Source organism: Streptomyces sp. NPDC043876 (genome assembly GCF_056435825.1).
Genome location: NZ_JBWKDV010000002.1, coordinates 278,376 through 303,881, shown reverse-complemented (window position 1 = coordinate 303,881; position 25,506 = coordinate 278,376). Strand labels below are relative to the sequence as shown.

At 74.0% G+C, this 25,506-nt stretch carries 24 protein-coding genes, 1 tRNA gene and 1 pseudogene; 14 read left to right on the top strand and 12 right to left on the bottom strand.

Annotation, left to right across the window (positions count from 1 at the left end):
- Positions 1-201: 201 nt before the first annotated feature.
- The 4 genes from AC0693_RS06565 to AC0693_RS06550 all read right to left on the bottom strand — a co-directional run bounded on the left by AC0693_RS06565 (position 202) and on the right by AC0693_RS06550 (position 5,670).
- Positions 202-1,407, bottom strand: coding sequence for a TQXA domain-containing protein (locus AC0693_RS06565; RefSeq protein WP_478801144.1), 1,206 nt, complete (start codon positions 1,405-1,407; stop codon positions 202-204).
- A 170-nt stretch (positions 1,408-1,577) separates the two neighbouring features.
- A complete protein-coding gene (locus AC0693_RS06560) occupies positions 1,578-1,979 on the bottom strand; it encodes a single-stranded DNA-binding protein (RefSeq protein WP_478801143.1) in 402 nt (133 codons plus the stop codon).
- A gap of 132 nt (positions 1,980-2,111) precedes the next feature.
- Positions 2,112-4,046, bottom strand: a complete 1,935-nt coding sequence (locus AC0693_RS06555) for a YfjP family GTPase (protein ID WP_469318495.1) — start codon at positions 4,044-4,046, stop codon at positions 2,112-2,114.
- A gap of 4 nt (positions 4,047-4,050) precedes the next feature.
- Entirely contained in the window at positions 4,051-5,670 is a 1,620-nt protein-coding gene (locus AC0693_RS06550; protein ID WP_356404872.1) for a dynamin family protein, read from the bottom strand.
- Positions 5,671-6,048: 378 nt separating this feature from the next.
- On the opposite strand from AC0693_RS06550, the gene AC0693_RS06545 reads away from it, so the two are divergent.
- Positions 6,049-6,124, top strand: a tRNA-Arg gene (locus tag AC0693_RS06545).
- A 157-nt stretch (positions 6,125-6,281) separates the two neighbouring features.
- Positions 6,282-6,968 (top strand): histone deacetylase, encoded by a 687-nt coding sequence (locus tag AC0693_RS06540; protein WP_478801142.1) that lies wholly within the window; start codon positions 6,282-6,284, stop codon positions 6,966-6,968.
- 22 nt (positions 6,969-6,990) lie between these two features.
- Here AC0693_RS06540 and AC0693_RS06535 read toward each other — a convergent pair whose 3' ends face one another.
- Entirely contained in the window at positions 6,991-7,602 is a 612-nt protein-coding gene (locus AC0693_RS06535; protein ID WP_478801141.1) for a CGNR zinc finger domain-containing protein, read from the bottom strand.
- 105 nt (positions 7,603-7,707) lie between these two features.
- Between AC0693_RS06535 and AC0693_RS06530 the strand changes: the two genes are divergently transcribed.
- From AC0693_RS06530 to AC0693_RS06490, 9 genes are all read left to right on the top strand, one after another.
- Positions 7,708-8,607, top strand: coding sequence for an SDR family NAD(P)-dependent oxidoreductase (locus AC0693_RS06530; protein WP_478801140.1), 900 nt, complete (start codon positions 7,708-7,710; stop codon positions 8,605-8,607).
- 147 nt (positions 8,608-8,754) lie between these two features.
- Positions 8,755-9,387: a MarR family winged helix-turn-helix transcriptional regulator gene (locus AC0693_RS06525; RefSeq protein WP_478801139.1), complete on the top strand. Its 633-nt coding sequence runs from the start codon at positions 8,755-8,757 to the stop codon at positions 9,385-9,387.
- A 64-nt stretch (positions 9,388-9,451) separates the two neighbouring features.
- A complete protein-coding gene (locus AC0693_RS06520) occupies positions 9,452-10,375 on the top strand; it encodes a DMT family transporter (RefSeq protein ID WP_469318490.1) in 924 nt (307 codons plus the stop codon).
- A gap of 308 nt (positions 10,376-10,683) precedes the next feature.
- The gene (locus tag AC0693_RS06515) at positions 10,684-11,193 is read left to right on the top strand and encodes a hypothetical protein (RefSeq protein ID WP_478801138.1); all 510 of its coding nucleotides are present in this window, start codon (positions 10,684-10,686) and stop codon (positions 11,191-11,193) included.
- 55 nt (positions 11,194-11,248) lie between these two features.
- The gene (locus AC0693_RS06510) at positions 11,249-11,950 is read left to right on the top strand and encodes a 4'-phosphopantetheinyl transferase family protein (RefSeq protein ID WP_469333759.1); all 702 of its coding nucleotides are present in this window, start codon (positions 11,249-11,251) and stop codon (positions 11,948-11,950) included.
- A 9-nt stretch (positions 11,951-11,959) separates the two neighbouring features.
- Positions 11,960-12,394, top strand: a complete 435-nt coding sequence (locus tag AC0693_RS06505; protein WP_469318487.1) for a GNAT family N-acetyltransferase — start codon at positions 11,960-11,962, stop codon at positions 12,392-12,394.
- A 78-nt stretch (positions 12,395-12,472) separates the two neighbouring features.
- Positions 12,473-13,843 (top strand): S8 family peptidase, encoded by a 1,371-nt coding sequence (locus AC0693_RS06500; RefSeq protein WP_478801137.1) that lies wholly within the window; start codon positions 12,473-12,475, stop codon positions 13,841-13,843.
- Between the two features lie 209 nt (positions 13,844-14,052).
- The gene (locus AC0693_RS06495) at positions 14,053-15,348 is read left to right on the top strand and encodes a hypothetical protein (protein WP_356404733.1); all 1,296 of its coding nucleotides are present in this window, start codon (positions 14,053-14,055) and stop codon (positions 15,346-15,348) included.
- Positions 15,349-15,518: 170 nt separating this feature from the next.
- Positions 15,519-16,577 (top strand): WxL protein peptidoglycan domain-containing protein, encoded by a 1,059-nt coding sequence (locus tag AC0693_RS06490; RefSeq protein ID WP_478801136.1) that lies wholly within the window; start codon positions 15,519-15,521, stop codon positions 16,575-16,577.
- Here AC0693_RS06490 and AC0693_RS06485 read toward each other — a convergent pair.
- From AC0693_RS06485 to iolC, 7 genes and pseudogenes are all read right to left on the bottom strand, one after another.
- A pseudogene (locus AC0693_RS06485) lies at positions 16,548-16,835 on the bottom strand (helix-turn-helix domain-containing protein); the annotation flags it as partial. The gene AC0693_RS06490 and the pseudogene AC0693_RS06485 sit on opposite strands and share 30 nt — an antisense overlap.
- A 32-nt stretch (positions 16,836-16,867) precedes the next feature.
- Complete coding sequence (locus AC0693_RS06480; protein ID WP_469333752.1) at positions 16,868-17,386, bottom strand: DUF6879 family protein; 519 nt, start codon at positions 17,384-17,386, stop codon at positions 16,868-16,870.
- Positions 17,373-17,564 (bottom strand): hypothetical protein, encoded by a 192-nt coding sequence (locus AC0693_RS06475; protein WP_478801135.1) that lies wholly within the window; start codon positions 17,562-17,564, stop codon positions 17,373-17,375. The genes AC0693_RS06480 and AC0693_RS06475 overlap by 14 nt, the downstream gene beginning before the upstream one ends.
- Before the next feature lie 175 nt (positions 17,565-17,739).
- Positions 17,740-19,239 (bottom strand): CoA-acylating methylmalonate-semialdehyde dehydrogenase, encoded by a 1,500-nt coding sequence (locus AC0693_RS06470; protein ID WP_468463237.1) that lies wholly within the window; start codon positions 19,237-19,239, stop codon positions 17,740-17,742.
- A gap of 11 nt (positions 19,240-19,250) precedes the next feature.
- Positions 19,251-21,131, bottom strand: a complete 1,881-nt coding sequence (gene iolD / locus AC0693_RS06465; RefSeq protein ID WP_478801134.1) for a 3D-(3,5/4)-trihydroxycyclohexane-1,2-dione acylhydrolase (decyclizing) — start codon at positions 21,129-21,131, stop codon at positions 19,251-19,253.
- Positions 21,128-22,036: a 5-deoxy-glucuronate isomerase gene (gene iolB / locus AC0693_RS06460; RefSeq protein WP_478801133.1), complete on the bottom strand. Its 909-nt coding sequence runs from the start codon at positions 22,034-22,036 to the stop codon at positions 21,128-21,130. The genes iolD and iolB overlap by 4 nt, the downstream gene beginning before the upstream one ends.
- Positions 22,027-22,944, bottom strand: a complete 918-nt coding sequence (iolC, locus tag AC0693_RS06455) for a 5-dehydro-2-deoxygluconokinase (RefSeq protein ID WP_478739659.1) — start codon at positions 22,942-22,944, stop codon at positions 22,027-22,029. Before iolC ends, iolB begins: the two co-directional genes overlap by 10 nt.
- Positions 22,945-23,044: 100 nt before the next feature.
- On the opposite strand from iolC, the gene AC0693_RS06450 reads away from it, so the two are divergent.
- The 3 genes from AC0693_RS06450 to AC0693_RS06440 all read left to right on the top strand — a co-directional run bounded on the left by AC0693_RS06450 (position 23,045) and on the right by AC0693_RS06440 (position 25,463).
- Positions 23,045-23,959 (top strand): sugar phosphate isomerase/epimerase family protein, encoded by a 915-nt coding sequence (locus AC0693_RS06450; protein WP_478801132.1) that lies wholly within the window; start codon positions 23,045-23,047, stop codon positions 23,957-23,959.
- A 39-nt stretch (positions 23,960-23,998) separates the two neighbouring features.
- Positions 23,999-25,009 (top strand): Gfo/Idh/MocA family protein, encoded by a 1,011-nt coding sequence (locus AC0693_RS06445; protein ID WP_469333747.1) that lies wholly within the window; start codon positions 23,999-24,001, stop codon positions 25,007-25,009.
- A gap of 253 nt (positions 25,010-25,262) precedes the next feature.
- Positions 25,263-25,463, top strand: coding sequence for a helix-turn-helix transcriptional regulator (locus tag AC0693_RS06440; protein ID WP_283449034.1), 201 nt, complete (start codon positions 25,263-25,265; stop codon positions 25,461-25,463).
- Positions 25,464-25,506 lie beyond the last annotated feature (43 nt).

The following is a 25,506-nucleotide window of genomic DNA, read 5'->3' as shown; positions in this document are numbered from 1 at the left end:
TGGGCGGGGGCCCGTAGCGGCGGGCTAGGGCGTGTTTTAAAAGTAGCGCCGGGGCGCCCGGAGGGCGCAGGCCTGCGGCGTCTGGTGCCGTGCATCGCAAGGCGGAGGGGCGCCCGTGTACTGGAGTACTCGGGCGCCCCGACAACGCGGCGAGGTGCGGTGCCAGGCGTCGCAGGCCAGGCGGGACTTTTAAAACACGCCCTAGGCGTCCTGGTCCGCCCGGGCGGCCGGGGTGTCCTCCTCCAGGGGGCGCTTGCGCAGGAGGAGGACGACCATGCCGCCCAGGACCACCAGGCCCACCGCCAGGCCGGCGATGACCGGGGTGGCCCCGGAGCTGCCGCTGGCCGCCAGCCGCTCCTCGTCACCGCGTCCCGCGGTCCCCGTCGTGCTCCGGGTCTGGCCGGTCGGCGGCCCCACCGAGGTCCCGGCCGAGCCCTGGGCCCCCTGGCCCCCGGTGGAAACCGGGACCACCCGGGTCGGCCACTCCGCGGTGGCCACGGCCGAGGCCGCCGAGGCGCTGGACCCGGCCACGATCAGCGCCCGGGTCTGCTCACCGCCGGTGAAGACCCGGCCCACGGGCACCTTCATCGCGCCCTGCACCGTCACCGACGCCTCCCCGTCGGGCGTGCCCGCCGGGACCTCGAAGTACAGCTTGCTGCCGTTCCCCGCGGTGGTGAGGGGCTGCCCGTCGGCGTCCACCACCCGCACCCCCATCGCCAGGGCCGCCGCGTCCGGGGTGACCGTCACGCTCTGCGCCCCGGTCCGGACGGTCACGGGCCCGATCCTGCCGCCCACCGGCCCGGACACCTCGCCGGGGTCCAGGCCCAGCGAGGCCGGGGGCTCCGGCAGCTGGGCCGCCGCGCGCTGGAGGTAGTCGGCCAGCTTCTCCGCCTCCGGGTCGGCCGCCTCCACCTGCGCCGACTCGGCCAGCCGCCAGATCGCCACCTGGGTCCCGGCCGCCGCGCTCTCGGCGGTGAGCGATGCGGCCCCGGCTGCCCTGGCCAGCCCCGCCAGGTCGTTCAACTGCGGGTAGGAGTGCTCCAGCACCCATCGGATCCGGCCCGCGTCCCCGTGGTCGCCGAGCGGACTGCGGCTCCACGCGGTCTCGGTGTAGTGCGCCTCCGGCTGGGCGAAACCGGTCAGGCCGACCCCGTACGTCTGGAGCATGCCGCCCCCGTCCACCCGCATCTCGTACAGCCCGGCCGGGATCTGCTGCACCGCTCCGTCCTGGGTCCGCAGCACCGCCTGGCCGTACGTCTTGAGCCCGTCCAGCACGGCGCTCGCGCCCTCCGGTGGCCGGGTGGCCGAACCGTCCGCCCCGGCGGCGGCCGCGGCGGTGCCCGGCGCGGTGGCGATGGCCGCCGCCAGCAGGGCCGTGGCGAGCGGCCGTCTCGCGGCGGCCCGCACCCCGCCCCCGGACGCGCCGGGCGCGGCAAACGCCGCGGACGTAGCCGCAGCAGACGTAGACGTGGACGTAGACGCAGAGGATGCGGGAACGGCGATCGACACAGTCTTCCCCTCCGGGCCAGAGACCCAGGTGCCCGTGAGTTCCGGGGAATCCTATCGGCCCCGAACACTCAGCCCACCGCCGCCTTCTGAGGTTCCGTCAGTGGAGTCTCCGCGCGGACGATGCGGCGGAACGCCGAGGTCCCGCGGTTGAGGTCGTGGCCGATGGCCACCGCGTCGATCTCCGCCGAGAAATACCGTTTGCCGTCGCCCTCCTCGTCCCGCACCCGCAACCGCCCGTGCACCACCAGCGGTTCGCCCGACGCGACCGATCCCGCGAGGTTGGCGGCGAGCGCACGCCGTGCCCACACGGTGTAGAAGCTGGTCGCGCCGTCCTTCCAGCCCTCCCGCTGCCGGTCCCAGTACCGCGGGGTCACGGCGAACCGGAATCTGACCACCGCCCCGCTCGGCGATTCCCGGTAGTCCATGCCCGTCGCCACGTTCCCCACCAGCGTCACCAGGGTGTCGTTCATCCCGGCCGCCCCCTCCCCCGCACCCGTCCAGCCTCTCGGACACCCGGCCATCCGCCCCGATCGGCACGTCCGCACCTCGCGTCCGCCCACCCATGCTGACCCGGCCGGCCCGCACCCGCTCCGGCCTGTGGACTACTGACGGGTTGTGGACAACCGCGCCACCGTCGCGTACTGCTCGCGCACCTCCCGGTAGCGCAGCAGCTCCGCCGCCACCGGCTCCAGCACCCGCGCCCGCCCGCACCCGGCGGCGGCCTGCCGCAGCCGCTGCTCCGCGTCCTGCCCGTACCGCCGGGCCGGTCCGCGGGCCGCGATCGAGCAGGCCCACTCCACCAGCGGGCCGCCCACGATGCCCGCCACCATCAGCAGCACCGGCGGCAGCAGCCGCGGCTCCAGCACCCCGGCGATCTGGCCCACCAGCCACAGCCCGCCGAAGATCTGGAGCAGCGTCATGGCCGCCTGGGTGAGCACCGCGGCCGGCCACCACGCGGGCCGCGGCGGCTTCCCGGCGGGCACGCCCAGCGTCGCCGTCAGCTCGTCCAGCGCCTCCGGCAGCCGCTCGCCGCCCCGCACCGCGGTCTCCCGCACCGCCTGCGCCCAGGGGTCCGGCAGCCCGTTCACCGCCTCGTCGGAGACGGTCCGTACGGCCTGCTCCACTCGCTGCCGGGCGGTCACCTCCTCGCCGACCGGCGCCTCCACGATCCCGGATCCGGGGTGACGTCCTCCGATGGCGGCAAGGGCGGCGAGCCCGGCCAGCGTGCGCGGGGCGCGCTTGCCCTCGTACCAGCGCCACAGCCGCAGCCACGGCGTCCCGCAGGCCTTTCCGGCATTGCGCCGCCAGGCCCGTTCGGCGGCGAGCCCGGCGGCGTACGCGCCGACCGCCTCGGCCAGCCGGTCCTCGAACTCGGCCCGGGCGGCCTCGCCGATCTCCGGCCCCGAGTGCCCGTCGGCCACGTACAGCGGGCGCAGCCGCACCGCCGCCTGGTCGACGTCGGCGGCGATCCGCCGGGTGGCGGCGCCGCGCTCCTGGGTGAACTGGCCGAGCAGTTCGCGCAGTTCCCCCAGCCCCTCGCCGGTGAGGGCGGAGAGCCCGAGCACGGTCGCGCCGGGTTCGCCGTGCTCGCCGAGCGCGATGCCGTCCTCGTCGAGGAGCCGGCGCAGGTCGTCGAGGACCAGGTCGGCGGCCTCGCCGGGCAGCCGGTCCACCTGGTTGAGCACGACGAAGGTGACCTCGGCGTGCCCGGCCAGCGGTCGCAGGTACCGCTCGTGCAGCACCGCGTCGGCGTACTTCTCGGGGTCGACGACCCACACCACGGCGTCCACCAGCGCCAGCACCCGGTCCACGTGGTCGCGGTGTGCGCCGACCGCCGAGTCGAGGTCGGGCAGGTCCACCAGGACCATTCCGCGCAGCGCCTCCGCCTCGGAGGTCTCGCGCGGGCGCCGCCGCAGCCGGCCGGGGATCTCCAGCCGGTCCAGCAGGCCGGCCGCCCCGTCGGACCAGCTGCACGCGATGGGCGCGGCGGTGGTCGGGCGGCGCAGGCCCGTCTCCGAAATCTGTACCCCTGCGAGTGAATTGAAGAGCGTGGACTTGCCGCTTCCGGTGGCTCCGGCGATCGCGACGACCGTGTGCTGCGCCGACAGGCCGCGCCGCGCGGCGTACTCGTCGAGCACCCGGCCCGCCTCGGCCAGCGTCTTGCCGTCGAGCCGGGTCCGGGACAGCCCGACCAGCTGGCGCAGGGCTTCGAGCCGGGTCCGCAGGGCCTGTCCCTCGGGGCTGAGCGGCGGCGCGGCGGGCGACTTGCCGCCGTCGTTCCCGGCTCCGGAGACGGCGCGGACGAGCGCCTCGTCGGCGCCCCCGTCGGCGTCCGGGTCGTCGTCCGTACCCGCCCGGCGCGACCGCGCGATGAACCCGTCGTCCCAGCGCGGCCGCCCGTCCGCGCCCTGCTCGGACTCCCCCTCGGGCCCGCGCCCGCTGTCGGGGTCCCCGCCGCGGTCGCGGTCGCGCAGGTGCTCCACCTCCCGCTCGCGGTCGCGGTCACGGTCGTCGGTTCGGTCGGTCAGGGCGGTCACCGCGTCACCTCTCCTTCTGCAGTAGGGACAGCGCGGCGATCAGTTCTGCCTGGGGCTCCGGGGTCACGTCGAGCGCTTCGAGGGGGGCCAGGCGGCGGTCGCGTTCGGCCCGCAGCACCTGGTCGAGGTGGGTCGCGACGAGTTCCGCGCCGCGGTCGCGCAGCCGCAGGGCGACCTGTACGCCGACCCGCTCGGCCAGCTTCTCGCCCGCCGCGCGGGCCCGCTTGCCGCCGAGCAGCACCGCGACGAGGAGGGCGGCCACGCCGTCCGGATCGGGCCCGGGCTGCTTCTCCAGCCGGGCCACCTCCTCCTCGGCCAGCTCCTCCAGGACGCGCCGCCAGCGCCGGACGGCCATCCCGATGCGTTCGCCCGCCTCCCGGTCGGGCGCGGGCAGCGGGACGGCGGCCGCGGCCGGTTCGCGGCGCCAGGCCTGCGCGATCCGCTCGTCGGCGGCGGCCACGGCGCATTGCAGCAGGGCGGCGAGCGACTCGGCGAGGGAGTCGAGGAGTTCGTCGGGAGTGGTGTCGAGGGGGTAGCCGCGCCAGCGGGTGAGGGCGTCCCCGGCGAGTACGGCGCCGTGGTCGAGCCGGTTGCGGACCCGCTTGCCCTCCCGCTTGTAGGCGTCCTCGACGGCGAAGGTCAGCCGTACGGCGGCGGCGTGCTGGGCGGCGACGGCGGAGGCCAGTTCGGGCATCCGCCGCGAGAGCGAGTCCAGCACCCCGAGCGCGGTCCGGCCGACGGCCTGCTGCCGCGCGGCGGGGTCCTGCGCGTGGTGGCTGAGCCAGGCGAACAGCGGCGCCACCGCGCTGGCGGGCAGCAGCCCGCCCTCCCCGGCCGATTCGGGCAGCTCCGGGACGGTGAAGCGCGGTACGTCGCCCAGCCCGGCCCGGGTGAGCAGCGCGGCGTACTGCCGCGAGACCTCGCCGAGCACCTGGTGCGGCACCCGGTCCAGGACGGTGACCAGGGTCGCCTTGTACTCCTTGGCGGTGCGCAGCAGGTGCCAGGGGACGGCGTCGGCGTAGCGCGAGGCGGTGGTCACCATGACCCAGACGTCGGCGGCGCAGATCAGCTGGGCGGCCAGGGTGCGGTTGTCGACGACGAGGGAGTCGATGTCGGGGGCGTCGAGGACGGCGAGGCCGCGCGGCAGGGTGCTGACGGTCTCGATGCGCAGTTCGCGCGGCTGCCCGCCCCCCGGAGCGGCCGGCCGCCGGCCGAGGCCCTTGCGGCCGACCGGAACGGCTTCCTCCTCGCCCTGCGGAAGCCAGACGCGCATCAGGTCGGGCAGCACCCGCATCCCGGCGAACCAGTGGTGGTCGTCCGGATGGCAGACGAGGACGGGCGTGCGGGTCGTGGGCCGGAGCACGCCGGCCTCACTGACCTGACGGCCCACGAGGGAGTTGACGAGGGTGGACTTCCCGGCTCCGGTGGACCCGCCGACGACGGCGAGCAACGGGGCTTCGGGGGCTTTGAGCCGGGGCACGAGATAGTCGTCGAGCTGTGCGAGCAGCTCCGATCTGGTCTGCCGGGCGCGCGGGGCACCGGGCAGAGGCAGCGGCAGACGCACGGAGGCTACCCGGTCGCGCACGGCGGAGAGGGCATCGAGCAGCTGGGGCCGAACATCCAAGGTCACCACATGTGAAGAATGCCCAATTTGTGACCTTTTTTGAAGCTTATACGCCCCCTGCGCGGCGAACGCGACTCCAGTGGTGCATTCCGGGCACTCCGGACAGCCCACCGGCGGGGCCCCGCCGAGACATCACAGACAGACGGGACGAGTGGGGCACAGGCATAACGAGTACACAACACCCGGGGCGCCGCGGCGCAAAAGCGATGCGCGAATCGCACCTGCCTGCGATTATCGGGACCGCTTCACCGAACCTCCACATCGTGGCACGCGGGGGAAGCAACCGGGACAAGGCGGCCGGAGCCCTATCCTTGACCCGGCACGGACCGCAGCCCCACCCCCACGCCGGGGCTCCAGGCCCCACACGGCCACCTTCCGGCCCCCGTAGCTCAGTGGATAGAGCAGGTGCCTTCTAAGCACTTGGCCGCAGGTTCGAGTCCTGCCGGGGGCACCACTTCTCCACCACTCGAAGCCCTCCCCCCGGGGAGGGCTTCCGTGCAGGTCAAGGCACCTTATCGGGGCAGCCGTAGCGCGGCGGTAAGCGCCGGAGCCGCGTGATGTGCCACGCCGTGCCGCTGCGGTGGGGGCCGGGGGCGCGGGAGGATCGGAGCATGACCGTCCACCTCGCGGAGCCGCTCGGCGTGGGGGCTGCCGCCTGCTCCGGCGCGCCCGGGCGCGTCTGGTACGCGTCCTACGGTTCCAACATGCACCTGGACCGGCTGACCGCCTACCTCGCGGGCGGGAGGCCCGCGGGGGCGACGCGGACGTATCCGGGCTGCCGGGACCGCCGGGGGCCGGAGCGGTCGATCGCCGTCGAGCTGGCGGGTTGTCTGTATTTCGCCACCGAATCCCCCGTGTGGACGGGAGGGAGGGGCTTCTACGACCCGACGGCGCCCGGCCGGATGCGGGGGCGCGCGCACCTCGTGACGGTGGGCCAGTTCTCGGACATCGCCGCGCAGGAGATGTACGGGGAGCCGGGGGCCGACCTGGACCTGACGGGCGTTCTGCGCCTGGGGCGGGGGGCGTTGGGCCCGGGGCGCTACGAAACGCTGATCTGCCCCGGGACGATCGAAGGGGTACCGGTGCTGACGCTGACCGCGCCGTGGACCCTGCGGGACGTCGCACCGCTCGCGCCGTCCGCCGCGTACCTGCGGTACCTCGCGGGCGGGCTGCTGGAGTCGGGCCCCTGGGACGAGCCCGACATCGCGGAGTACCTCTCCTCCCGCTCCGGAGCGGCCGGCCACTGGGCTCCGGCGCAGGTACGGGGGCTGCTGACCGACGGCGCCCCGCCTCGCTGACCTCCAGCACCTCCCGCGCCCGTCAGGCCCCGGGCGGCGCCCCGGTCGCCCGGCGCTGCCGTTCGCGGTAGCTGCGCATGGACACCTGGGAGCCGCAGCCGGGGCTGCAGTACAGCCCTCCCCCGTTGCGCGTGCGGTCGAGGAAGCCGAAGTGGCAGGGGGGATTCCGGCACGCCTTGACGCGTCCCCAGTCACCGCTGCCGACGAAGGCCGCCACCGCGGCCAGTACGGTCCCGAACGCGCCCGGCACCCCGGTCTGGGGCGACGCCAGTTCGACACCGTCGGCCGTGATGACCGTCGCCAGCGGGTAGAGCGCGCCCGCGCGCCGCAGGTGCCGTTCGGCGCGGCGCAGCGGTTCGCCGCGGCCCTCCTCGTCGCCCGCGTGCGCGAGCAGGACGGTCACCAGCGCGTCGCGCAGCTCGCGCGCGGCCGCGGCGTCGGCATCGGTCGCCACCGTCGCGCCGCCGAAGGCGTCGTGGCGCGCGAGCCATGCCGCGAACGCGTCGCCGTCCGCGAACGACTCCTCGCGGCCGGAGCCGTCGGCGCGGGTGTTCACGAAGGCGAGCACGGTCTCCACCTCCGGCGTGACCGCGCGGGGGCTGAGTTTGGAAGGTCCGGCCGTCGCACCGCTCATGGTTCCCACCCTACCCCAGCGACGAGAGGCACTAACGCCTCTAACAGGCAACGCAGAGCGCCCACTTGCTTGACTCGTTATGAGCTAACCACTTACGGTCGCAACATGAACGAGACGACAGCACAGCAGACCCAGCCCCGTCCCCGCGTCTGGCTGATCACCGGCGCGACGTCCGGCATCGGCCGCGAACTGACCCTCCAGGCACTGGCGAACGGCGACGCCGTCGCGGCCCTCGCCCGCGACGCGTCCTCCCTGGCCGAACTGGCCGAACTGGCCGAACCACATGGAGCGGCCGACCCCCACAGCCCCCGCGGCCCGCACCACGACCGCCTGCTCGCCGTACCGACGGACGTGCGGGACGAGCAGGCCGTCCAGCAGGCGGTGCAGCGCACCCTCGAACGCTTCGGCCGCATCGACGTGGTCGCCAACAACGCGGGGTACGGGCTGTTCGGAGCCGTCGAGGAGGCCTCCGACGCACAGGCCCGCGCCGTCTTCGACACCAACGTCTTCGGCGTGCTGAACGTCCTGCGCGCCACCCTGCCCGTACTCCGCGCCCAGCGGTCCGGGCACGTCCTCCAGGGCTCCTCCGTCTACGGACAGTCCGCCCACCCCGGCGTGGGACTGCTGGCCGCGACCAAGTACGCGGTCGAGGGGCTGTCCGACGCGCTGGTGGCGGAAGTCGCGCCGCTGGGCATCAAGGTCACGCTCGTCCAGCCCGGGATGGCCGCGACCCCCTTCCTGTCCCACCTCGACGTCGCGGCCGGCCTCGGCGACTACGACGGGACCGTCCGCGAGGTCCAGAAGGGCATCGGCGAACTGCCCCCCTCCGCCTTCTCCTCCGCGGCGCGGATCGCCGAGGGCATCCGGAGCGCGGTCGACAGCCCCAACCCGCCGCTGCGCCTGGCCCTCGGCTCCTCCGGCGCCTCGGTCATGCGCGCCGCGCTGGAGGCGCGCCTCGCGGAGCTGGACCACGGGAAGCAGGTGGCGGACGGCGTCGACGGGTGACCGTGCGGCGGCCCGCCGGAGCGCCCTCCCCGAGCGGGTCCTCGCGCCACGCGGCGGCCCCGGTCCCTGCACCCGCGCAGATGACGCGCAGGGGGTACGTACCCTTGGCCCGTCAGCAGCGGCACGGCGACGAACGGGGACCGGACCATGGCGGATGGGCCACAGGGCGAGCAGACCGGCGCCGAAGCGGCCGCCCCCGGCACCCCCGCCCCCGGAAGCTCGGATTCCGCAGGCGGTAACGGCGGCACGGATTCCGCAGGCGGTACGGGCGGCGAGCCGGTGCGCGATGCCCGGCGGGACGTCTTCCGCGACTACGTCGACGCCGTCGGGCTCCACGGCATGGCGGCGGCGGAAGCGGCCGGACTGCACGCCTCCGAGTGGTACGCCCTGAGCCGGATCACCCTGACCGGCGGGCTGACCTCCGGTGAACTGGCGGCCGGAACCGGCCTGACGACGGGGGCGACCACCCGCCTCATCGACCGCCTGGAGCGCGCGGGCTACGTACGGCGCACCGCCGACCCGGCCGACCGCCGCAAGGTGGTCGTGGAGGCCGTGCCCGGCTCGCTCGCGGCCGTCGAGCACGCGGTGGGGCCGGCCCGCCGCCGCGTCGCCGACGTACTCGCCGCCTACACCCCGGAGCAACGCGACCTGATCTTCGACTACTTCAGCCGCGCGACCCCCGCGTTCCGGGAAGCCACGGAAGAGATCAGGACGGCGTCGGGCGGCAGGCGGATCCGGCCCGCGACGGCGGGACCGCACGCTGCGGGCGGGCCGTTGTGACAAGCCACGGGTGCCGCTGTTATTCCTGTTGTTCCGGGATCCGCGCAGTCCCTACATTGCGGGGGTGACCACCTCGCTCTCGCCGGAACGCTCCGCGACGGACCGCCGGGCCCTGCTCGCCGCGGCCGCCACCGTGCTGCTCTGGGCTTCCGCCTTCGTATCGATCCGGGCGTCCGCCGGGCACTTCACCCCCGGCGCGCTCGCCCTGGGGCGGCTGCTGGCGGGGTCCGTGGTGCTGGTGCTCCTGTTGCTGGCGCGGCGCGGCGGGATTCCGCCACGGCAGGCGTGGCCCGGGATCCTGGGGTCCGGGATCCTCTGGTTCGGCGCCTACATGGTCGTCCTGAACTGGGGCGAGCAGCTGGTGGACGCCGGCACCGCGGCGATGGTCGTCAACATCGGCCCGGTGCTGATCGCACTGCTGGGCGGCTGGTTCCTCAAGGAGGGCTTCCCGCCGCTGCTGCTGGCCGGGATGGCCGTGTCCTTCGCGGGCGCGGCCATCGTCGGGTTCTCGACCTCCGGCGGCGGCTCGTCCTCGCTGCTCGGGCTGCTCCTGTGCCTGCTGGCCGCCGTGGCGTACGCGTCGGGGGTGGTGCTGCAGAAGCCCGCGCTGCGCCACGCGACCCCGATGCAGGTGACGACGTACGGCTGCCTGACGGGGACGGTCGCCTGCCTGCCCTTCAGTGGGCAGCTGCTCTCCGACCTCTCGCGCGCTCCGGCGTCGGCCATCCTCAACGTGGTGTACCTGGGGCTCTTCCCGACCGCGCTCGCCTTCACCACCTGGGCGTACGCGCTGTCGCGGACCACCGCCGGGAAGATGGGGGCGACGACCTACGCGGTGCCCGCCGTGGTGATCCTCATCTCCTGGATCGCGCTGGACGAGGTCCCCGGGTGGGTGACCCTGCTCGGCGGCGCCGTCTGCCTGAGCGGGGTGGCGGTGTCCCGGTCCCGGCCGCGCCGACCGGTTCGCCCGGCGCCGCCGGAGGCCTGACACCGGTCGCCGATGCCGAGCCGCCGGGGCGGAGAGCGGCCCGGTGGGGTTTGGTCGTACGCCTCAAGAATGATGCGATCGCGTCCCGCCGGCCGGCCCGCGGCGGGGACCGCGGGGCCGCACGGAAGGGGCATTTCGCCGATCGCCCGAGGCCGCGGGGGTGCGCGCGGCCACCGCGCAGGGGTCCGGCCTCCCCGGCGCCGGGGGGAGCGGGGAACCGGGCGGGGTGGGCGCATCAGACTTGCGGCGAATACGAGTTCGTCCGCAGGGCGGACCCGCTCGGGGGCCGCCGGAGCAACACTGGAGGCATGAAGCGTCCCTTCGTCATCGCCCTCGCCACCGTGGGAGTCATCGCCACCGCCGCCGTCGCCCTGCCGAACCTGCCGCCGAACCCGCTGACCGACACGGCCAACGCCCGCCTCTTCGGCAACGAGGAGAAGACGTTCGCCACCGCGGCGGACGCGCCGAAGAAGGGCGACCCCGCCTTCGTGCTGCCGGACTGGATCCCGCAGGACGCCCAGAAGGTCAAGGTGAAGGCCCACACGGCCGGCGACGCGAAACTGATCCGCTTCACGCTCGGCCGCACGCCGCTGGACGGCCCCCGGTGCGCGGGCGTCCCGGCCCCGCGGACCGGCGCCCCGAAGCTGGGCGCGAAGTGGTGGCCGAAGGACACCGCGAACGGGAGCCGTCCGCAGTGCCGGGGCCACTACCAGGTCGTGGTGCGCGGCGGGAAGGTCTACGCCTGGACCAACGGCGCGGTCCCGCCCGTGCCGGCCCGGTCCGGCGCCACGATGGCGGGAGCCGCGGCCACGCGCTGAGCGGTGGCCGGACCGCCCTGGTCGACCGTGACCGGCCTCGACTACCCTCGGCCGGGTGATCGAGTACGTGAACCAACTCGGCGGCGCCGCCCCGCGGATCGGCGCGCTGCCCCAGGGTGACGCCGTGTCCCTCTGGGCCCTGGACACCACCCTGGAGGTGGTCGGCGGCCACCGCGTCGCCGGTGCGCTGCCGCTGCTGGACGCGGCCGAACGCGACCAGGCGGGCCGCCGCCGCCAGCAGGCCGACCGGCACCGCTACCTCGCCTCGCACGTCGGGCTGCGGGTCCTGCTCGGCGCCCATCTGGGGCTGGCTCCCGAACGGGTCGAGCTGGTCCGCGAGGTCTGCCCCTGCTGCGGCGGTCCGCACGGCCGCCCCGCCGTCGCCGGGGGCGCGCTCCACTTCTCCCTCTCGCACAGCGCCGACGTGGCGTACATCGCCCTGTCGCGGGTCCCGCTCGGGGTCGACGTGGAGGCCATACCGGGCGCCGATGCGGTGGTCGACGTACTCAACACCCTGCACCCCGATGAGACGGCCGAGCTGAACGCGCTGCCCGAGCCGGGCCGCCCGGTGGCCCTGGCCCGCGTGTGGTGCCGCAAGGAGGCCTACCTGAAGGGCACCGGCACCGGTCTCGCCCTCGGCCTCGTCGAGCCGTACGTCGGCTCCGCGCCCGCGCCGGCCGCCGTCCCGGGCTGGACCCTGACCGACCTTCCGGCGCCCCGCGGCTATGCGGCCGCGCTGGCGGTCCGGAGCGCCTAGGCTGCGCGCATGGACATCCGCCGGGCCCGCACCGTCGCAGAACTCGTCGCCGCCGAGGGCCTGTTCGACGGTCCCGTCCGGGAGGAGTGGGCCACCCGGTTTCTGGCCGCCCCCGGGCACCTGATGCTCATCGCCTCCGTGGCGGGCGTACCGGTGGGGATGGTCTCCGGCGTCGAGATGAGCCACCCGGACAAGGGCACGGAGATGTGCCTGTACGAACTGAGCGTGGACGAGGGCCACCGCCGCCGCGGCATCGGGCGCTTGCTGACGCGCGCCCTCGCGGACGAGGCCCGGGCACGCGGCTGTTACGGCATGTGGGTGGGCGTGGACACCGACAACGAGGCGGCGCTCGCGACCTACGCCTCGGCCGGCGCCGTCGACGAGGGCGTCTTCACGATGCGCGGCTGGGCGCTGCCCCCGGACCCCGCGGCCGGCACGCCGTAACCCCCGTGCGCGGCGTGTCGTGCGCCCACTCGGCGCACCCTCCGCGCGCCCCGCCCCCGCCTCGCCGAGCATCGCCGCATGACCGCATTCACCGCGCTGCTCCCCGCCGCCGCCCTGCTGGCGGCGACCGCCATGCCCCCGCAGACACCCCCCGGCGCGAGCAGCGGCCCCGCCACCGGCACCGCCCCCTATGTCGTCGTCCTCAAGGACACCACCGCGCGCGCCCCCGCACGGGCCCTGGCCGCCGAGGCCGCGCGGGCGGGCGACACCGTCGGCCGGGTGTACGACAACGCCCTGAGCGGGTTCTCCGTACGGACCACCGCGGCCCGGGCCGCCGCGCTGGCCGCCGACCCGCGCGTGGCGTCCGTCGAGCCCGACGCCCTCGTCCACACCACCGCCCGGGCGACGGGCGCGGCGGACGCGCCCGGTTCCCAGACCCCGGCGCCCTGGCAGCTGGACCGCCTCGACCAGCGCACGCTGCCGCTCGACGGGGCCTACGCGTACCCGGGGACCGGGGCGGGCGTGACGGCGTACGTCATCGACACCGGGATCAACACCGCCCACACGGAGTTCGGCGGCCGGGCCGTCTTCGGGGTCAACGAGACCGGCGAGCCCGCCGAGGACCTCAACGGCCACGGCAGCCACGTGGCGGCGAGCCTGGGCGGCGCCACCTACGGGGTCGCCAAGGGGGTCACCCTGATCGCGGTCAAGGTGGCCGACCGGCGGGGCGACGGCAGCGTCTCCGACATCATCGCGGGCATCGACTGGATGATCGGCCACGCGCGCGCGGCCCGGCAGGCGGGCGGGCTCCCCGCCGTCGCCAACCTGAGCATGGGCGGCGGCTACAGCTACGGCATGAACCGCGCCGTGGCCAAGGCCGTCACCTCCGGCGTCACCTTCACCGCCGCCGCGGGCAACGACGGCGCCAACGCCTGCTACTCCTCCCCCGGCAGCACCCCGAGCGCCCTGACGGTCGGCGCGACCGACGCCGCCGACCGGCGGTCCTCCTTCTCCGCTCACGGTCCCTGCGTGGACCTGTTCGCGCCTGGCTCGCGCGTCACCTCGGCCTGGAAGGGCTCGCCGACCGCCCTCCAGAGGCTGTCCGGGACCTCCATGTCCGCCCCGCACGTCGCCGGTGCGGCCGCCCTGGTCCTGGCCGCCGGGACGGCGAAGACCCCGGCGGAGGTGACCCGGGCGCTCCTCGCCGGGGCCGCCGTCAACAAGATCACCGGGCTGCCCGCCGGGACCCCGAACCTGCTCCTGCAGACCCCGTCCGCGCCCGCGCCCGTACCGGCCCCCGCGCCCGTCGTCCCGCCGGTGGCCGCGCCGGTGCCGGCGCCGGTGGTGACGCCCGTGGTCCCGTCCGTCCCGCCCGCCCCGTCCGCATCGGACGTCCCGTCCCCCGCCCCGGCCGCCCCGTCCGTCCCGCCCGCACAAGCCGCTCCCTAAGGCAGGCCCGTACGGCCCGCACTCCGCCCGCCCTCGCGGCCGGCTCGCCGCCCCGTCCTGATGGGACATCAATGTCTGAGTGCTTCGGGCGAAAGCAAGTCATTGACTTCTCATCACCGCGACGCGTCAATATCGGCCACCGCACCGGCTCGGCCTCTCCCCCACAGCGGGTGGGGGGAGGGTTCGTTTGACGAAGGAGTCGCGACCCAGTGAGTACGACAACGTTCCGACGAAGAGTTCTGGCCGGGGCGGGCGCCCTTTCCCTGGCCCTGACGGGTGGCGTGGTGGGCCTGGCGGGTACGGCTCAGGCGGCGACCAAGACCACCCCGGTCGCCATGAAGTGCGTCGCCCCCGCGCCGCAGCCGGGCGCCAACGGCAACCAGGACTACACGATCACGCTCCCGGACGGCGCCAAGGCCGGGCAGTCCGTACCGATCACCATCGACCCGGGCGAGACCCCGGTCATCCCGATGTTCACGATCGACACGGTCAACACCATCAAGGCCAAGCTGTTCGTCGGCGGGGTCGCCCAGACCGTCACCAGCCCGGCCGTGCCCAGCCACCAGGAGGCCAACAAGAAGTCCGACCCGCCGGCGTTCAGCGGGAGCATCACCATCCCGGACGGCACCGAGGGCAGCAGCGTCCAGATCACCATCGACCAGGTGGTCACGGACGCCGACCTCGGCGGCACGGTCTACACCACGACCTGTACGCCGGACCCGCGTCCCAGCGGTCCGGTCGGCTCGGTCGCCGTGGAAGCCCTGCCCAAGGACCCGGTCACCACGAAGGTGACGCCCAACAGCGGCAAGGCGGGCACCTCCGTCGTCGCCACCGGCGCCAACTTCCCGGCCGGGCCGGTCACCTGCTCCGCCCTGCTCGGCGGCGCGGCGACCGGTGACACGGGGGCGGGCACGGCGGACGCCTCGGGCGTCGCGAGCTGCACCCTCACGGTCACGAAGAAGGCCGACGCGATCCGGATCGACGGCTCGGTCACCCCGTACAAGTCCTTCGTGTTCCTGGAGGACCAGGCGGGCGTGCGGAACCCGGTCGACGTCGAGGTGCTCCCCGGTCCGCTGGCGCTGGGTCCGAAGGACGGCCAGCCGGCCGTCAGCTTCGGCTCCGTCACGATCAACGGCAAGGCCCAGTCGGTGGTCGGCATGTTCAACGCCGCGGCCGTCCAAGACTTCCGCGGCGGCAGCCTCGGCTGGGACGTGACGGCAACCCGTACGCCGTTCCTGAACCAGACCACCGGTCACTCCATGGCCAAGGCCCAGATCGGCATCCAGCCGACCTGCACCGTGACCAACCCGGACAGCCCGAGCACCTGCTCGGCCGGTACCCCGGGCGCGATCACGGACACCCCGATGAAGGTGGCCTCGCAGGCGGCCGGCGGGGACGAGCTGACCGGTGGCGAGTTCGCGGTCGGCGGCGCCGGGATGATCCAGCTCCCGCCGTTCATGTTCGCGGACACCTACCAGTCGGTCGTGACCTTCTCGATCGCCTGACCGGCACCACCGCACGGCACAGCCCGGCTCCGGGTGGTGCGGCGCTCCGGCGCCGCACCACCCTTCCCCTTCCCGTTCCCGTTCCCTTTCCCGCTCGCGTTCGCGTTCCCCGTCGCGTCCTGTCGCGTCCCGTCCCGTGGCGTCCCGTCCCGTCCGTCTGGAGCCCGCCCATGCGCCGCACCCGCATCCGTATCCGCCCCCGTCACCATGGATCCCTGATCCGAGGCCAGTTGCTCGGCCTGCTGCTGCTCGTCGGGCTGCTGCTGCCGGCCGGGGCCGCGGACGCCGCCGAGAACGGCACCTGGGGCGTCTTCCCGACCCCTGCGGCGGGTGCGGCGATGACCGACCGGGCGTACTTCTTCCACCAGGGCGCGGCCGGGTCCACCGTCGGCGACAGCGTGACGATCCTCAACACCTCCGCGAAGGACCTCACGTTCCAGGTCTTCGCCACCGACGCCGTGAACACCCCGGCCGACGGCGCCTTCGCGCTGCTGCCCGTCGAGACGAAGCCCAAGGACGTCGGCGCCTGGCTCGCCCTGCCGCCCGGTACGGCGACCGTCACCGTCCCCGCCAAGGGCCGCAAGGACATCCCCTTCACCGTGAAGGTCCCCGAGGACGCGACGCCGGGCGACCACGTCGGCGGGATCGTCGCGCTGAACACCGAGGTGGAGGGCGTCCAGCGGGAGGGCAAGGTCCAGGTCGGGGTGAAGCGATCGGTCGGCGCGCGGCTCTACTTCCGGGTGCCGGGGCCGCTCGCTCCCGGGCTCAGCGTCGAGGACGTCCGGGTCCGCCGGGACGCGCCGCTGCTGCCGTGGCTGCACCGGGCCTCCGCCACCATCACGTACGCGCTGGTCAACCGGGGGAACGTGGTGGTCGAGCCGAAGGTGGCGGTGAGCGCGGAAGGCCTGATCGGGCGGAACGTCCTGAACCGGACGGGGCGCGATCCGCGGCTGACCCTGCTGCCGGGTCAGCGGATCGAAATGAGCGAACCCTGGCCGGACGCACCTCAGTTGGACTGGGTCACCGTGAAGGTGGAAGCGCGTGCGGCGAGGTACGGGGACCTGGTCACCGCCGGTTCGGCGGAGTTCGTCGCGGTGCCGTGGCCGGCGGCCGGCGCGCTGCTCGTCCTCCTGGGAGCCGGGACGGCGTTCTGGGTGCTGCGCCGCCGGCGCCGCCCGGAGGCCGAAGTCCCGGCTCATGACGCGGACTTGGCCGAGGCACGCTTCTAGTGCCTTCGCCGCCTGCTGGCCCTTGTGGATGCCGGCTCGCTTGAGGAGACGCCACGCGGTGGCCTCAGTGGTCGCGGCGCGGGCCGCTTCCGTGTACTCCGCCTTGATGGCGTCAGAGACGCCTATGGCAGTGAGGACGGGCTCCACGTCCGTGGCGCTGGGAAGGAGATTGGCGTTCTCAATCTTGGAGAGCTCGGACGGAGACATGAGGGCGCTACGGGCGACCGCTTTGGCTTCCTTGCCGGATGCCTCTCGCAGTGCCCGCAGCGCGGCCCCGAGCTGTGCCTTGTTCACTCGCCGTACTTGGCCCACCAGTCGGTGAACGGCTCCGCGTGGGCGAGTGCCGTTTCCCGGTAGGCGACGTAAGGGGCAGCTTCGTCCTGTGGCAGAACGTCGGCACCGAGGTACGCCCCGGCTTCGTACCGCATCACGGCCGTGTCCTTGGAGTCGAAGAGCCAGAAGTCCGGAACGGCGTCGAGCGGGTTCAGGGCGTCCGTAACATCGAAGATGAAGAACTCTTCCCCGCCGGTCATGTTCGTCCGGTAGCCCCACGCCAGCTCGAATCGGAGGTACTCCGTGAGGGGGCGCTTGAGGACGTGCACGCGGTACACCCGCTTGCCCTCGTGCGTGAGTCCTCGGAGTTCTTCGACCCATCCGGCGTTGTAGCCCTCAGGCCGCTCCTCTCCGGCCTGGAAAGCACGGTAGGCATCAACGTTCCCGGAGCCGCTGTAGTCGTCGAGAGTCTCCAGGCGGAACGCTTCGTGCTGGAACCGCTCGAAGAGTTCGGCCAGGGTGCTAGACGAGGCCATCGGCAATGGCCTTCTTGATCAGCTCGACGGGGATCTCCACGAGGGCTTCGTGAGCGGGAATCTTGAGCCCGTGGTCGTCGGGCGCCTCGCCCTGCACGAGGAACGTACCTCGGTCGGTGGCGTAGATCGTCGGGCAGTCCTTGAGGTCACAGGTGCTGATCAGCTTGGTCACCTTCATGGCTTCCAGTTCCCCTCTCCCGTTCGGCGTAGTGCCGCGTTCGATGCTCCCGAGCCGGTGGCCCGGGGGTCAAGCGATCACGATTGAGAGAACGGGAAACCGGCCCGGGACAGCAGGAACCCCCGGCCGGTGAGGGTGGGCCGGGGGCTCCTGGGTGCGGGGGTGGCGGGGTGGGTCAGTGGTTGCGGGGGAAGCCCAGGTCTACGCCCGAGGGGGCTTCCGAGGGGTCCGGCCAGCGGGTGGTGACGACCTTGCCGCGGGTGTAGAAGTGGATGCCGTCGTTGCCGTAGATGTGGTGGTCGCCGAAGAGCGAGTCCTTCCAGCCACCGAAGGAGTGGTAGCCCACCGGGACCGGGATCGGCACGTTCACGCCGACCATGCCGGCCTCGACCTCCAGCTGGAAGCGGCGCGCGGCGCCGCCGTCGCGGGTGAAGATCGCGGTGCCGTTGCCGAAGGGCGAGGCGTTGATGAGGGCGACGCCCTCCTCGTAGGTCTCGGTGCGCAGGACGCACAGGACCGGGCCGAAGATCTCGTCGCGGTAGGCGTCGGAGTCGGTGGAGACGTTGTCGAGGAGCGAGAGGCCGATCCAGTGGCCGTTCTCGTTGCCCTCGACCGTGTAGCCGGTGCCGTCGAGGATCACGTCCGCGCCCTGGGCGGCCGCGCCGGTGACGTACGAGGCGACCTTGTCGCGGTGGGCCGCGGTGATCAGCGGCCCCATCTCGGAGGTGGGGTCGTTGCCGGGGCCGATCTTGATCTTCTCGGCGCGCTCGCGGATCTTCTCGACCAGCTCGTCGGCGATGGCGCCGACCGCGACGACCGCGGAGATCGCCATGCAGCGCTCGCCGGCCGAACCGTACGCCGCCGAGACCGCCGCGTCGGCCGCCGCGTCCAGGTCGGCGTCCGGGAGGACCAGCATGTGGTTCTTGGCGCCGCCGAGGGCCTGGACCCGCTTGCCGTTGGCGGAGGCGGTGGTGTGGATGTGGCGGGCGATCGGCGTGGAGCCGACGAAGGAGACGGCGGCGATGTCGGGGTGCGCGAGGAGCGCGTCGACGGCGGTCTTGTCGCCGTGGACGACGTTCAGCACGCCCGCCGGGAGCCCCGCCTCGGTGGCCAGCTCGGCCAGCTTGTTCGCGGCCGAGGGGTCCTTCTCGCTCGGCTTGAGGATGAAGGAGTTGCCGCAGGCCACGGCCAGCGGGAACATCCACATCGGCACCATGGCCGGGAAGTTGAACGGGGTGATGCCCGCGACGACGCCGATCGGCTGGCGGATCGAGGCGACGTCCACGCGGCTGGAGACGGAGGTCGACAGCTCGCCCTTGAGCTGGGTGGTGATGCCGCAGGCCAGCTCGACGATCTCCAGGCCGCGGGCGACCTCGCCCAGCGCGTCCGAGTGCACCTTGCCGTGCTCGGCGGTGATCAGCTCGGCGATCGCGTCGCGGTTGGCGTCGAGGAGGGCGCGGTAGGCGAACAGCACCTTGGTGCGGGCGGCCAGCGAGGACTGGCCCCAGCTCAGGTACGCCTCTTTGGCGACCCGTACCGCCGCGTCGACCTCTTCGGCCGAGGCGAGGGCGACCTGGGTGGTGACTTCGCCGGTGGCGGGGTCGGTGACCGGGCCGTAGTTGCCCGACGCGCCCTCGACGGTCTGGCCACCGATCCAGTGGTTGACGGTCTTCATGCCTTGCTCCTTCACAGATGGCGACGTCGCTGCGCGGCTTGCCGGTCGTACTCTTCACGGGCTCCGGCCGCCGACGCACGGGTCGCGGTCTCGGCCACGGGAACATCCCACCACGCCGCCGCGGGGGGCGGGCCCGACACAGTGTCGGGCGTTCGGGTCTCCACGTAGACACATGTGGGACGGTCCGCATCGCGGGCCGCCGTCAGGGCTTCCCGCAGGTCACCGACGGTGCGGGCGCGGAAGACGGCCATCCCGAGGGAGGCCGCGTTGGCCGCGAGGTCCACCGGGAGCGGCGCGCCGTCGTACGCGCCGTCCGGCCCCCGGAAGCGGTAGGCGGTGCCGAAGCCCTCGGCGCCCACGGCGGCCGAGAGCCCGCCGATGGAGGCGTAGCCGTGGTTGTCGAGGACCACCAGGCGCAGCGGGACGCGCTCCTGGACTGCGGTGACGATCTCGGTCGGGTTCATCAGGTACGTGCCGTCCCCGACCAGGGCCCACACCCGGTCCGCGGGCGCGGCGAGGGCGGCTCCCAGGGCGGCCGGAATCTCGTAGCCCATGCAGGAGTAGCCGTATTCCACGTGGTACTGGTGCGGCGAGCGGGCCCGCCACAGCTTGTGCAGGTCACCGGGGAGGGAGCCGGCCGCGTTGACGAGGACGTCGTCCTCGGTGAGCAGGGCGTCGAGGACGCCGAGCACCTGGACCTGCGTCGGTACGGCGCTCTCGTCGGGCGCGGCGTACGCGCGGTCCACGCGAGCCTCCCAGTCCTCCTTCGCCCGGGTGTAGCCCGCGCGGTACTCCGGGCTCACCCGGTGGCCGGCCAGCGCCTCGCGCAGCTCGTCCAGGCACTCGCGGGCGTCGCCGACCAGGGGCCGGGCGGCCAGCTTGTGGGCGTCGTACGGGTCCAGGTTGAGCCCGACGAAGCGGACCGCGGGGTGCTGGAAGAGGGTCGCGGAGGCGGTGGTGAAGTCGGTCAGCCGGGTCCCGGCCGCGATCACGAGGTCGGCCTCGCGGGCCAGTGCGGCGGCGGTGTCGGTGCCGGTGTGGCCGATGCCGCCGACCTCGGCGGGGTGGCCGTGGAGCAGGGCGCCCTTGCCCGCCTGGGTGGCCGCGACCGGGATGCCGGTGGCCTCGGCGAAGGCGGCCAGGGCGGCTCCGGCCCCGCTGTGGTGGATGCCGCCGCCCGCGATGAGCAGGGGGCGCGCGGCCGACCGTACGGCCGCGGCGGCCCCGGCCAGTTCGGCGCGGTCGGGCCGGGGACGGCGTACGGACCACACGCGCTCGGCGAAGAACTCCTCGGGCCAGTCCCACGCCTGCGCCTGGACGTCCTGCGGGAGGGCGAGGGTGACGGCGCCGGTCGCCACCGGGTCGGCGAGCACGCGCATCGCCTGGAGCGCGGCCGGGATCAGCGCCTCGGGGCGGGTGATCCGGTCGAAGTGGCGGGAGACGGGGCGCAGGGTGTCGTTGACGGAGACGTCCCCGGCCCAGGGGACTTCGAGCTGCTGGAGCACCGGATCGGCGGGCCGGGTGGCGAAGGCGTCCCCGGGGAGCAGGAGGACCGGGATCCGGTTGATGGTGGCGAGGGCCGCTCCGGTGACGAGGTTGGTGGCGCCGGGGCCGATGGAGGCGGTGACGGCGTGCGCGGAGAGGCGGCCGCTGCGCCGGGCGTAGCCGACGGCGGCGTGCACCATCGCCTGCTCGTTGCGTCCCTGGAGGAACGGCATGGCCTCCGGTCCGCTCTCCAGCAGCGCCTGGCCGATCCCCGCGACGTTGCCGTGGCCGAAGATCCCCCAGGTCGCGGCGATCAGGCGGGTGCGGCGGCCGTCGCGCTCGGTGAACTGGCGGGCGAGGAAGGCGACGAGGGCCTGCGCGACGGTGAGGTGACGGGTATCGCTCACCGGACCTCCTCCGATCGGTGCGCTGTGACGGGCCGACCCGGCGTGTCGGACCGCTCCGCCGTGCCGGCCCGGTCCGCCGCCGGGAAGGGCAGCCGGGGGTCGACGGCCTGGCCCGGCCAGGTGTCCCGGATCCAGCCGTGGTCGGGGTGGTCCCGGATGAGCCACTCCCGGGACTCCCCCGGGCCCGCCATCACATTGAGGTAGTACATGTCGTGGCCGGGCGCGGCCATGGACGGTCCGTGCCAGCCATCGGGGATCAGCACCGCGTCTCCGCTCCTCACCTCCGTGAGGATGTCGGTCTTCCCCGCCGGGGACGGACTGACACGCTGGTAGCCGACGCCGGGGGCGGCGCCGTGCGGGGCGATTTCGTAGTAGTAGATCTCCTCCAGCTCGGACTCGGTCCCGGGGTGGTGCTCGTCGTGCTTGTGCGGGGGGTACGAGGACCAGTTCCCGCCCGGGGTGAGCACCTCGACCGCGATCAGCCGGTCGCACGCGAAGACACCCGCGGCGGCGAAGTTGTTGACCTGGCGGGAGCAGCTGCCCGCTCCGCGCAGTTCGACGGGCACCCGCTCGGCGGGGCCGTGGCGGGCGGTCAGCCTGCGCGTGGCGAGGGCGCCGGCGAGGGCGAAGCGGCCGCCGGCGGGCGAGGTGATCCGGGCGCTGCCGTCGCGCGGCAGGTACGCGAAGTCGGTGACGCCCGCGAACACGCCGGCCCGGCCGCGCAGGTCGAAGAGCTGCCCGGGGTCGTCCGGGGCGGGCCCCAGGCTGCGCACCGCGCACGCCCCCGCCAGCGGGAGGACGATCCACTCGTGGTCACCGCACTCCAGCCGGTACGTCTCCCCCGGCTCCAGCTCCAGCACGCGCAGCTGCGTGTACGCCATCGCCCACGCCCCGGTCACCGCCATGACGCCAGCACCTCCTCCACCTCGTCGGTCCGCGGCATCGCCGTGGAACAGGCCAGCCGGGACGCCACGATGGCTCCCGCCGCGTTCGCGAAGCGCACCACCCGCTCCAGCTCCCAGCCGCCGAGCAGCCCGTGGCACAGCGCTCCCCCGAAGGCGTCCCCGGCGCCCAGCCCGTTGACCACCTCCACCGGCACCGGCGGCGCCTGCACCGCGCGGCCGTCGCGGTGGACGGCCAGGACGCCCTCCGGGCCCCGCTTGACCACGGCCAGTTCCACCCCGGCGGCCAGCAGCGCGCGGGCCGCCGCCCACGGCTCGCTCTCGCCGGTGGCGATCGCGCACTCCTCGACGTTCCCCACGGCGACCGTGGCGTGGGCCAGGGCCCGCGCGTACCAGGCGTCCGGCTTCGAGGACCACAGCATCGGACGCCAGTCGAGGTCGAAGACGGTGGTCCCGGCCTTCGCCCGGGCCTCCAGCGCGGCCAGGGTCGCCGCCCGGCTCGGCTCGGCGCTCAGTCCCGTGCCCGTCACCCAGAACACCCGGGCGGCGCGCACCGCTTCGAGGTCCAGCTCCTCCGGGTGGATCTCCAGGTCGGGGGCCTTGGGCTGCCGGTAGAAGTAGAGGGGGAAGTGGTCCGGCGGGAAGATCTCGCAGAAGGTCAGGGGGGTCGGGTAGGCGGCGACCTCCCCGACCCAGCGGTCGTCCACGCCGAAGCCGCGCAGCTCCTGGCGCAGGTACGCGCCGAAGGGGTCCGCCCCGGTCCGGGTGATCACGGCGGTGCGCCGGCCGAGCCGGGCGGCGGCGACCGCCACGTTGGTCGGTGAGCCCCCGAGGAACTTGCCGAAGGTCTCGGCCTCGGCCAGCCGTACGCCGGTTCTCAGGGGGTAGAGATCCACCCCGATCCGGCCCATCGTGATCACGTCGAACGGGTCGGTGGTCACAAGCGTCCTCCCACTCCTCTTCCGGTCCCTGCGGCCTGTCCCGTCGAGCCTCGCACCCTAAGGTGGCGTCATGACGTCCTCCCCGCCCGCGTTGACCCGTATCCGCATCGGTTCGGCTCCGGACTCCTGGGGGGTGTGGTTCCCCGATGACCCCCGGCAGACCGGCTGGCCGCGCTTCCTCGACGAGGTCGCGGAAGCCGGGTACGAGTGGATCGAGCTGGGCCCCTACGGCTATCTGCCCACGGATCCCGCGCGGCTCGCCGAGGAGACCGGCAGGCGCGGCCTGAAGGTCTCGGCCGGCACGGTGTTCACCGGACTCCATCACGGACCCGCCGTATGGGAGGAGACCTGGGCGCACGTGTCGCGGATCGCCGGACTGACGCAGGCGATGGGCGCGGAGCACCTGGTGGTCATCCCCTCCTTCTGGCGGGACGACAAGACGGGGGCGGTCCTGGAGGACCGCAACCTCGACGCCGGGCAATGGCGCGAACTCGCCCGGCAGACCGAGCGGCTGGGCCGCGAGGTGCGCGAGCGGTACGGGCTGCGGATCGTGGTCCACCCGCATGCCGACACCCACATCGACACTCCGGAGAACGTCGCCCGGTTCCTGGACGCGACCGATCCGGACGCGGTCTCGCTGTGCCTGGACACCGGGCACTACGCCTACTGCGGGGGCGACAGCGTCGAACTGATCGAGACCTTCGGCGAGCGCATCGGCTACCTCCACCTCAAGCAGGTGGACCCGCAGATCCTCGCCGAAGTCGTCGCGGAGCAGCTGCCCTTCGGGCCCGCGGTGGGCCGCGGGGTGATGTGCGAGCCGCCCGCCGGGGTGCCCGCGCTGGAGCCGGTGCTGGCGGCGGCCCAGCGGCTCGGGGTGGACCTCTTCGCCATCGTGGAGCAGGACATGTACCCGTGCCCGCCGGATCGGCCGCTGCCGATCGCCCGGCGCACCCGCGCCTACCTCCGCTCCTGCGGCGCCCGTTAGCCCCCCTGGTCGCATCGAACCCTGGAAGAAGAGGTAGCCATGAGCACGCTCGGCATCGCCGTCATCGGCACGGGGAAGATGGGCAGCGACCACGTCCGCCGGATCGGGCGGACCGTCGGCGGGGCCCGGGTGGTGGCCGTGGCAGACCCCGACGGCGACCGGGTCAAGGAGATCGCGGCGGCGCTGGAGGGCGCGAGCGCGCACACCGACCCGGCGGCCGCCATAGCCGCGCCCGGGGTGGACGCGGTCCTGATCGCCTCGCCCGGACCCGCGCACGAGGAGGCCGTCATGCGGGCCCTGGCCCGGGACCTGCCGGTGCTGTGCGAGAAGCCGCTGACCCCGGACCCGGCGGGGGCGCTGCGCATCATGGAGGCGGAGCAACGGCTCGGGCGGCGGCGGGTGCAGGTCGGCTTCATGCGCCGCTACGACGCCGAGTACGAGCGCCTGAAGGAACTGCTGGACGCCGGGGGCATCGGCCGGCCGCTGTTCCTGCACTGCCGCCACCGCAATGCCTCCTCGCCCTCCTTCTTCACCAGCGACATGCTGATCACCGACTCGGTGGTGCACGAGGTGGACGCGGCCCGCTGGCTGCTGCGGCAGGAGATCACGGCCGTCACCGTGCTGTCCCCGACGCCGTCGGGTGCGGCCCCCGAGGGGTTGCGCGACCCCCGGCTGGTGCTGCTGGAGACCTCGGGCGGCGCGATCGTCGACGTGGAGATCTTCGTCAACTGCGGTGTGGGCTACCAGGTGCAGTGCGAGGCCGTGGGCGAGGCGGGCAGCGCCCGGATCGGCGACGGCCACACGATGGTGGTGCAGTCCGGGGGCCGCTGGGGCGGTGAGATCGTCCAGGACTACACCGTGCGCTTCGCCGATGCCTACGACCGCCAGCTGCGCCGGTGGGTGGCCGCCGCGGCGGCGGGCCGGGTCGAGGGGCCCGGCGCGTGGGACGGCTACGCGGCGGCCGCGGTCTCGGAGGCGGGCCTCGCCGCCTCCCGCAGCGGGGCGCGGACCGTCGTCGAACTGGCGGAACGGCCCCCTCTCTACCGCTGATCGGCGCCGTGGCCCGCCGCGACACGCCCTTGCCCCTTCCGACCCTTGTGCCGCTTGTGTCACGGAGGTCGGGGTCTCGTCACACGTGTCCGCATTACGCGGGTCTTGCGTCACAGACATTCGACAGCCCCTCCCCTGCGTTCACTCCGTGTCGTTCTCCGGGCACAACCTTGATTGATCGTCAGTGTCCACGCTCTGGCTCCCCCGACGGCCTCCCGGCCGCCCCCGCGGCGTGGACGAGGAGGTGCCCCAGATGACCGACCGGAAGCTGTGGTCGTACAAGGAGATCGCCGCCCACATCCAGGTCCAGCCGGACACCGTGCGTTCCTACCGCAAGCACGGGCTGCTCCCCCCGCCCGACCACGTCGAGGTCGGCAAGCCCTACTGGTACGCCGACACGATCCGCGCCTGGGTCGCCCGGCGCCCCGGCAACCGGGGCCGCCGCGACGACTGACTCCCGCCGCGCGGAGCGCCGTTCGCCGCCCGGGCCGGGGTGC

Bases quoted from the DNA above. Each gene is read 5' to 3' on its own strand.
- AC0693_RS06560 (WP_478801143.1), bottom strand. From the start codon at position 1,979: ATGAACGACACCCTGGTGACGCTGGTGGGGAACGTGGCGACGGGCATG.
- AC0693_RS06540 (WP_478801142.1), top strand. From the start codon at position 6,282: ATGACCGTCCACCTCGCGGAGCCGCTCGGCGTGGGGGCTGCCGCCTGC.
- AC0693_RS06535 (WP_478801141.1), bottom strand. From the start codon at position 7,602: ATGAGCGGTGCGACGGCCGGACCTTCCAAACTCAGCCCCCGCGCGGTC.
- AC0693_RS06530 (WP_478801140.1), top strand. From the start codon at position 7,708: ATGAACGAGACGACAGCACAGCAGACCCAGCCCCGTCCCCGCGTCTGG.
- AC0693_RS06525 (WP_478801139.1), top strand. From the start codon at position 8,755: ATGGCGGATGGGCCACAGGGCGAGCAGACCGGCGCCGAAGCGGCCGCC.
- AC0693_RS06515 (WP_478801138.1), top strand. From the start codon at position 10,684: ATGAAGCGTCCCTTCGTCATCGCCCTCGCCACCGTGGGAGTCATCGCC.
- AC0693_RS06505 (WP_469318487.1), top strand. From the start codon at position 11,960: ATGGACATCCGCCGGGCCCGCACCGTCGCAGAACTCGTCGCCGCCGAG.
- AC0693_RS06500 (WP_478801137.1), top strand. From the start codon at position 12,473: ATGACCGCATTCACCGCGCTGCTCCCCGCCGCCGCCCTGCTGGCGGCG.
- AC0693_RS06490 (WP_478801136.1), top strand. From the start codon at position 15,519: ATGCGCCGCACCCGCATCCGTATCCGCCCCCGTCACCATGGATCCCTG.
- AC0693_RS06480 (WP_469333752.1), bottom strand. From the start codon at position 17,386: ATGGCCTCGTCTAGCACCCTGGCCGAACTCTTCGAGCGGTTCCAGCAC.
- AC0693_RS06475 (WP_478801135.1), bottom strand. From the start codon at position 17,564: ATGAAGGTGACCAAGCTGATCAGCACCTGTGACCTCAAGGACTGCCCG.
- AC0693_RS06470 (WP_468463237.1), bottom strand. From the start codon at position 19,239: ATGAAGACCGTCAACCACTGGATCGGTGGCCAGACCGTCGAGGGCGCG.
- iolB (WP_478801133.1), bottom strand. From the start codon at position 22,036: ATGGCGGTGACCGGGGCGTGGGCGATGGCGTACACGCAGCTGCGCGTG.
- iolC (WP_478739659.1), bottom strand. From the start codon at position 22,944: ATGGGCCGGATCGGGGTGGATCTCTACCCCCTGAGAACCGGCGTACGG.
- AC0693_RS06450 (WP_478801132.1), top strand. From the start codon at position 23,045: ATGACGTCCTCCCCGCCCGCGTTGACCCGTATCCGCATCGGTTCGGCT.
- AC0693_RS06445 (WP_469333747.1), top strand. From the start codon at position 23,999: ATGAGCACGCTCGGCATCGCCGTCATCGGCACGGGGAAGATGGGCAGC.
- AC0693_RS06440 (WP_283449034.1), top strand. From the start codon at position 25,263: ATGACCGACCGGAAGCTGTGGTCGTACAAGGAGATCGCCGCCCACATC.